The organism is uncultured Wocania sp. (genome assembly GCF_964021735.1).
Taxonomy (GTDB): domain Bacteria; phylum Bacteroidota; class Bacteroidia; order Flavobacteriales; family Flavobacteriaceae; genus Wocania_A.
The window spans coordinates 1-5,710 of the sequence record NZ_CAXIBN010000192.1; the positions used below are offsets into that span (position 1 = coordinate 1).

General features: G+C 31.9%; 9 protein-coding genes. 7 read left to right on the top strand and 2 right to left on the bottom strand.

Annotation, left to right across the window (positions count from 1 at the left end):
• Together AADI82_RS13250 and AADI82_RS13255 are read right to left on the bottom strand one after the other, a co-directional pair.
• On the bottom strand, window positions 1–554 hold a 554-nt coding region (locus AADI82_RS13250; RefSeq protein WP_341216902.1), incomplete at its 3' end, for a molybdopterin-dependent oxidoreductase.
• A 49-nt stretch (window positions 555–603) separates the two neighbouring features.
• The gene (locus AADI82_RS13255) at window positions 604–840 is read right to left on the bottom strand and encodes a hypothetical protein (RefSeq protein WP_341216903.1); all 237 of its coding nucleotides are present in this window, start codon (window positions 838–840) and stop codon (window positions 604–606) included.
• A gap of 119 nt (window positions 841–959) precedes the next feature.
• Here AADI82_RS13255 and glp point away from each other — a divergent pair, with 119 nt between their 5' ends.
• The 7 genes from glp to AADI82_RS13290 are packed head-to-tail and all read left to right on the top strand — an operon-like array spanning window position 960 to window position 5,569.
• Window positions 960–2,138 (top strand): gephyrin-like molybdotransferase Glp, encoded by a 1,179-nt coding sequence (gene glp, locus AADI82_RS13260; protein ID WP_341216904.1) that lies wholly within the window; start codon window positions 960–962, stop codon window positions 2,136–2,138.
• 10 nt (window positions 2,139–2,148) lie between these two features.
• The gene (locus tag AADI82_RS13265) at window positions 2,149–2,487 is read left to right on the top strand and encodes a molybdenum transporter (protein ID WP_341216905.1); all 339 of its coding nucleotides are present in this window, start codon (window positions 2,149–2,151) and stop codon (window positions 2,485–2,487) included.
• Entirely contained in the window at window positions 2,488–3,228 is a 741-nt protein-coding gene (locus AADI82_RS13270; protein WP_341216906.1) for a sulfite exporter TauE/SafE family protein, read from the top strand.
• Between the two features lie 5 nt (window positions 3,229–3,233).
• Window positions 3,234–3,818: a molybdenum cofactor guanylyltransferase gene (locus AADI82_RS13275; RefSeq protein ID WP_341216907.1), complete on the top strand. Its 585-nt coding sequence runs from the start codon at window positions 3,234–3,236 to the stop codon at window positions 3,816–3,818.
• Entirely contained in the window at window positions 3,802–4,035 is a 234-nt protein-coding gene (locus AADI82_RS13280) for a MoaD/ThiS family protein (protein ID WP_341216908.1), read from the top strand. Before AADI82_RS13275 ends, AADI82_RS13280 begins: the two co-directional genes overlap by 17 nt.
• 2 nt (window positions 4,036–4,037) lie before the next feature.
• Window positions 4,038–5,126 carry a HesA/MoeB/ThiF family protein gene (locus AADI82_RS13285; protein ID WP_341216909.1) on the top strand — a complete coding sequence of 363 codons (1,089 nt, stop codon included), beginning with the start codon at window positions 4,038–4,040 and terminating at the stop codon, window positions 5,124–5,126.
• Complete coding sequence (locus AADI82_RS13290) at window positions 5,126–5,569, top strand: molybdenum cofactor biosynthesis protein MoaE (protein WP_341216910.1); 444 nt, start codon at window positions 5,126–5,128, stop codon at window positions 5,567–5,569. The genes AADI82_RS13285 and AADI82_RS13290 overlap by 1 nt, the downstream gene beginning before the upstream one ends.
• Window positions 5,570–5,710: the final 141 nt, after the last annotated feature.

Consider the following 5,710-nt stretch of genomic DNA (forward strand, 5'->3'; position numbering starts at 1 on the left):
CCCATAGGCTCATCGGCGCCAAATGTAGTTAAAAACCCTGCCACAGCACTTGCCATACACAAACGTGCATTACAGTCTAAATTATTAGTTCCAATAGCTCCTTTCATTAATTTTGAAGCTACATAACCTTCTGGAATTGTAGATTGTCCCGAAGTGTACATCGCGACCGAATCTTTCCCATGTGCCGCAATGGTTTCTTTCATTTTATTGGCAACAATATCTAAAGCTTCATCTATAGGCGTTTTTACATAAGTTCCATTTTTCTTCACTAAAGCATGAGTTAATCGGTCTTTAGAATGAATACACATGGTTTGATGATAGCCTTTTACACAAAGTAATCCTTTATTTACAGCACTATTTGGGTCGCCTTTTACAGCAACTGCCTTTCCATTTTCAGTTCCAACCAAAATACCACAACCTACGCCACAGAATCTACAAGGTCCTTTTTTCCAGTCTAAATTTGCTCCATCTGGTATACCTGCTTCTTGCTCGCTAGCAAATAATATTCCTGGAAACATAGCTGCTGCAGCTGTCATTGCTGAGAGCTGCGCCATTTTTTTTAAAAAATTTCTTCTGGTTGATAATGAATTGGTCATGTGCTTACTAATTTTGTGGACTATTAAAACCTGAAACCATTGCTAATAGTTTTAAGCTATCAATTTTTTCTATTTTCTCTTTAAGGATTTCTTCAAAAGCGTCGTCTAAAGTATCAGTTACTACTACCAACACATTTTCATTTGTTGCGGGTAATACCTCGCACTCTTTTATAGCAGATAAGGCATCTATAAGATCTTGTTTTCTACCATCTTGAGGGTGTGCTAAATAGCTTTTTATTGGCATATCATAATATTTCTAAAGTGTAAATCTCTTTCAATTTAATAAAAAATAAACTGACTTTTATCATGTAATAAGAAAAAATGAAATCGCTATATTTGTAAGGACATAACGAAAAAAAATAAATGATTTCAATTTCTGAAGCTATTTCAATTGTAAAAAACAACGGAAAACCTCTTTTAAAAAAAACCATAAAATCAGTTGAAAAAGCTAGTGGTTATATTTTATTTGAAGATGTTGTTTCCCTGATTAATATGCCACCATTTAGGCAATCAGCTATGGATGGATATGCTTTAAATTTACATGATAGTTTATCTTATAATCTAGTTGGAGAAGTGAAAGCTGGTGATGGGCACCAACCTAATTTAAAAAAAGGAGAAGCCGTTAGAATTTTCACGGGAGCACCAGTTCCAGATTCTGCAAATGCTGTTATGATGCAAGAGAAAGTGGAATCGAATGGAAATAGCATCACTATTGAGCATCAAATTGCATTAGAACATAATATTCGTCCGTTAGGAGAGCAAGTAAAGGCTGGAAATATTGCTTTAAAAAAAGGCACAAAATTAACACCTGCTGCAATAGGTTATTTAATTTCTTTAGGAATTACGAAAGTTTCAGTTTTCAAAAAACCAAATATTGCCATTATTACTACAGGCAATGAATTGATTGAAGCTGGACAAGATTTAAGCTACGGAAAAATTTATGAAAGCAATTCTAAAATGCTTTTAAGCGCACTTTACAGTTTGAAATTCTATGATGTAACGCTTAATAAAGTTGAAGATGATTATGATAAAACTGTTTCTGCACTAAAAAAAGTAATTAACGAAAATGATTTAGTCTTAATTACTGGAGGTATTTCTGTTGGCGATTATGATTTTGTTGGAAGTGCTCTTAAAGCATTAGAAGTTGAAGAACTATTCTATAAAGTAAAACAAAAACCAGGAAAGCCTTTATTCTACGGAAAAAAGAAAAATACTCAAATTTTCGCTTTACCAGGCAATCCTGCTGCTGCTTTATCTTGTTTTTATGTTTACGTATATATTTCACTTCAAAAAATGATGAATCGAGAGGATTTAGAATTATCTCGTGTTAAAGCTAAATCTATATCAAATTTTGAAAAGAAAGGTGATAGACCTCAGTTTTTAAAAGCGATTTATAATAAAGGTGAGGTTGAAATTTTAGAAGGACAAAACTCATCAATGCTACAAACATTTGCGCTTTCTAATGCTTTGGTTTATGCATCAGAAGAGATTACAAAAATTGAAATCGGAAATACATTAGAAGTAATTGTATTACCTATTTAAATAATTAATTATGGGCTATAAAATAAAAAGCCGCATCTGGATTGAAGCTGACGACAATGTATTATTAGGCGAAGGTCGCGTACATTTATTAAAAGCAATTCAAGAAACGGGTTCGCTTACTAAAGCAGCGAAATCTCTAAAAATATCTTATAAAAAAGCATGGCAATTATTAGACTCTATAAACAAATCAGCAAAAAAACCAGTAACTATAAATAGTATTGGTGGTAAAGGTGGCGGTGGTGCAGAATTAACTGAATACGGAAAATCTTTAGTTGTAGCTTTTGATGACATCAACAAAAACTGTTGGCGGTTTTTAGATCAACAATTAGAAAAGATTAAGAATTTATAAATGCTTGAAAACGAAAATATATATTTATTTCTGGCTATTCTACCGATAGTATCCTTCCTATATTCTAGCGTAGGTCATGGTGGTGCAAGTGGTTATTTAGCATTAATGGCTCTGTTTTCATTTGTTCCAGAAACCATGAAACCAACTGCCCTATTGCTAAACTTGTTCGTGGCGGGTATTTCGTTTTACTATTATTATAAGGAAGGTTATTTTAACAGAAAGTTATTTTTATCGTTCGCCATTACCTCAATCCCATTAGCATTTTTGGGTGGCACAATTGAAATTGATGCTACACTTTATAAAAAAATATTAGCGGTTTTATTGGTGTTCGCCATTTTAAAAATGTTGAATGTTTTCGGAAAAGAAAGCAATACCATAAAAGATATTAAATTGTGGCAAGGATTAATTGTTGGTGGTATTATCGGTTTTTTTTCTGGGCTTATTGGTATTGGTGGAGGTATTATTTTAACACCCATAATTTTGCTTTTACATTGGGGTAAAATGAAGGAAGCTGCGGCAGTTTCTGCTTTATTTATTTGGGTGAATTCAGCCGCTGGTTTAATAGGTCAATTAAATAGTGGTGTAATCATTGAAAAGGAATCGTTTTTACTAGTAGGAATTGCAATTATTGGTGGCGTTTTGGGTGGCTACTACGGAAGTAAAAAAATTAACAATCAAAAGCTTCGATACATTTTAGCTTTTGTGCTCGTAATAGCCTGTGCTAAATTATTTTTTGCATAAAATTTATGATAGATAAAAAAAACATTACAGGCATAATTTTAGCAGGCGGAAAAAGCTCGCGAATGGGAACAGATAAAGGTTTTTTAATGTTGAATAAAAAACCATTTATACAATATAGTATTGAGGCACTAAGTCCTTTAGTTTCTGAAATTATAATCGTTTCAAATAATTCTAAATATGATTCTTTTAACTTAAAACGAGTTAACGATATTATAAATAACGCTGGACCAATTGCTGGAATATGTTCTGGCTTAGAAGCTTCATCAACCACATATAATTTGATTTTAAGTTGTGATATTCCGTTGATTAATTCTGAAATTTTAAAGAAATTGATTGATGCTGTTGATTATGATTCTGAAATTATTCAAATTGAAAATCAAGGAAAAACAATGCCTTTAATCGCTTTATACAAACGGCAAATTAAAGATACTTTTAATGATTTTTTACAGAAAAACGAACATCGATTACGGATTGCGGTAAAAGCATGTAACTCGAAAAATATCATATTAGAACAAGCTCACGAATTTTCTACAATAAATGTGAATACTAAAGAAGATTTAAAACTAATTGAAGATGCATATAACTGTTAAATACTTTGGACAAATAGCTGAAGTAACACTAAAAGAAGAAGAATCTTTGGAGTTTTCAGGACATCTAATTTCTGAATTTTTAGAGATGCTTTATTTAAAATATAAATCCTTAAAAAACAAAGATTTTCAAGTGGCACAAAATCAAGAATTAGTTTCCGTTGAAACTAAAATTACAGGAAGCGAAATCGCTTTACTACCACCTTTTGCTGGTGGTTGATTATGAATAGATATAACAGACATATCATATTATCAGAAATCGGACAAACCGGTCAAGATAGAATTTCCAATGCCAAGGTATTGGTTATTGGTGCTGGTGGTTTGGGTTGTCCCGTTTTGCAGTATTTAACCGCTGCGGGTGTTGGCACTATTGGGATTATAGATTTTGATGTGGTTGAATTATCCAACCTACAGCGTCAGGTTCTCTTCGGTACAGCAACACTTGGAAAGAACAAAGCAAAAGCTGCAAAAGAACGGTTGGACGATTTGAATGATAGTATTTCAATTATCGCTTACGCGGAAAAGCTAACACATCAAAATGCTATTCATTTATTCAATCGATACGATATTATAGTTGATGGTACCGATAATTTTGAAACGCGTTATTTGGTAAACGATGCCTGTATTATCGCAAACAAACCTTTAGTTTTTGGTGCTATTTATAAATTTGAAGGGCAAGTTTCTGTTTTTAATTATAACAACGGACCAACTTATCGTTGCATATTTCCAAATCCGCCTAAAAAAGATACAATTCCAAATTGTTCAGAAATTGGTGTTTTAGGTGTGCTTCCTGGAATTATTGGCAGCATGCAAGCCAACGAAGTTTTAAAAATTATTTTAAATCTGGGGGATGTACTTTCAGGGAAATTGTTGTGCTATAATTCACAAACATCAAAAACATCCATCTTAAAAATTAATCGAAATGAAAAAAGCATCAATTCGGTTTTAAAAGACAAAGGAAGTTTTTGTAAAAAAGAAATAAATTTTAATTGCGAATTTGATGCTGGCGAAGTTTCAATTACATCCATTTTATCAAAAGAAAACATTCAATTTATCGATGTTAGAGAAACACACGAACAACCAAAAATTGAAACAATAAAAGTAACTCAAATTCCTTTAAGCGAACTAGAAAACAACTTAGATAAAATCGATTCAGAAAAAGAAAAGTATCTGTTTTGTCAATCAGGAATCCGCAGTAAAAAAGCAGTTTCTATTTTAAAAGCATTTAAAATTGAAAACTGTTTTAGCATAAAAGAAGGTGCAATAGATTTAATTAATCATATAAAAGAACAAAATAAAATTTCATTATAATGAAAGATAAAAACCCAAAAAACGTATTTAAACAAGGTGCCATTTCCTCTAAGTTTATTGGAGATTCCATCGCCAAACATCAAACCAAAACTAGTATTGGCGCGCACAACATTTTTTTAGGTCAGGTACGTGCTGATGTTATTAACAATAAAACTGTTTCCGCAATAGAATACTCAGCTTATGAAGATATGGCAAATCAAAAATTCCACGAAATTCGCGAAGCCGCTTTTGAAAAATTCGAATTAACCTGCATGCATATTTACCACAGTTTAGGCGCAGTAAAAACAGGTGAAATTTGTTTATTTGTATTTGTATCATCACCAAGACGAAAAATAGTTTTTAAAGCTTTGGAATATATCGTTGAAGCCATAAAAGCAGATGTTCCTGTTTTTGGAAAAGAAATTTTTGAGGATAGTTCTCACCAGTGGAAAGTAAACTCTTAATTGTTTATTTGTTGAATCGTTTATTAGTTTAATTGTAAATTATTAATACACATGTCGTATACGTTTTCGTTTGAAAAATTGAATGTTTGGCAAGATTCTAAAGAATTAGTTAAACTAATTTATCTAATTACTCAAAAATTC

What these genes read in the sequence shown, in the direction of transcription:
- AADI82_RS13290 (WP_341216910.1), top strand. Translation starts at nt 5,126, where the DNA reads ATGAAAGATAAAAACCCAAAAAACGTATTTAAACAAGGTGCCATTTCC.
- AADI82_RS13285 (WP_341216909.1), top strand. Translation starts at nt 4,038, where the DNA reads ATGAATAGATATAACAGACATATCATATTATCAGAAATCGGACAAACC.
- glp (WP_341216904.1), top strand. Translation starts at nt 960, where the DNA reads ATGATTTCAATTTCTGAAGCTATTTCAATTGTAAAAAACAACGGAAAA.
- AADI82_RS13275 (WP_341216907.1), top strand. Translation starts at nt 3,234, where the DNA reads ATGATAGATAAAAAAAACATTACAGGCATAATTTTAGCAGGCGGAAAA.
- AADI82_RS13255 (WP_341216903.1), bottom strand. Translation starts at nt 840, where the DNA reads ATGCCAATAAAAAGCTATTTAGCACACCCTCAAGATGGTAGAAAACAA.
- AADI82_RS13270 (WP_341216906.1), top strand. Translation starts at nt 2,488, where the DNA reads ATGCTTGAAAACGAAAATATATATTTATTTCTGGCTATTCTACCGATA.
- AADI82_RS13280 (WP_341216908.1), top strand. Translation starts at nt 3,802, where the DNA reads ATGCATATAACTGTTAAATACTTTGGACAAATAGCTGAAGTAACACTA.
- AADI82_RS13265 (WP_341216905.1), top strand. Translation starts at nt 2,149, where the DNA reads ATGGGCTATAAAATAAAAAGCCGCATCTGGATTGAAGCTGACGACAAT.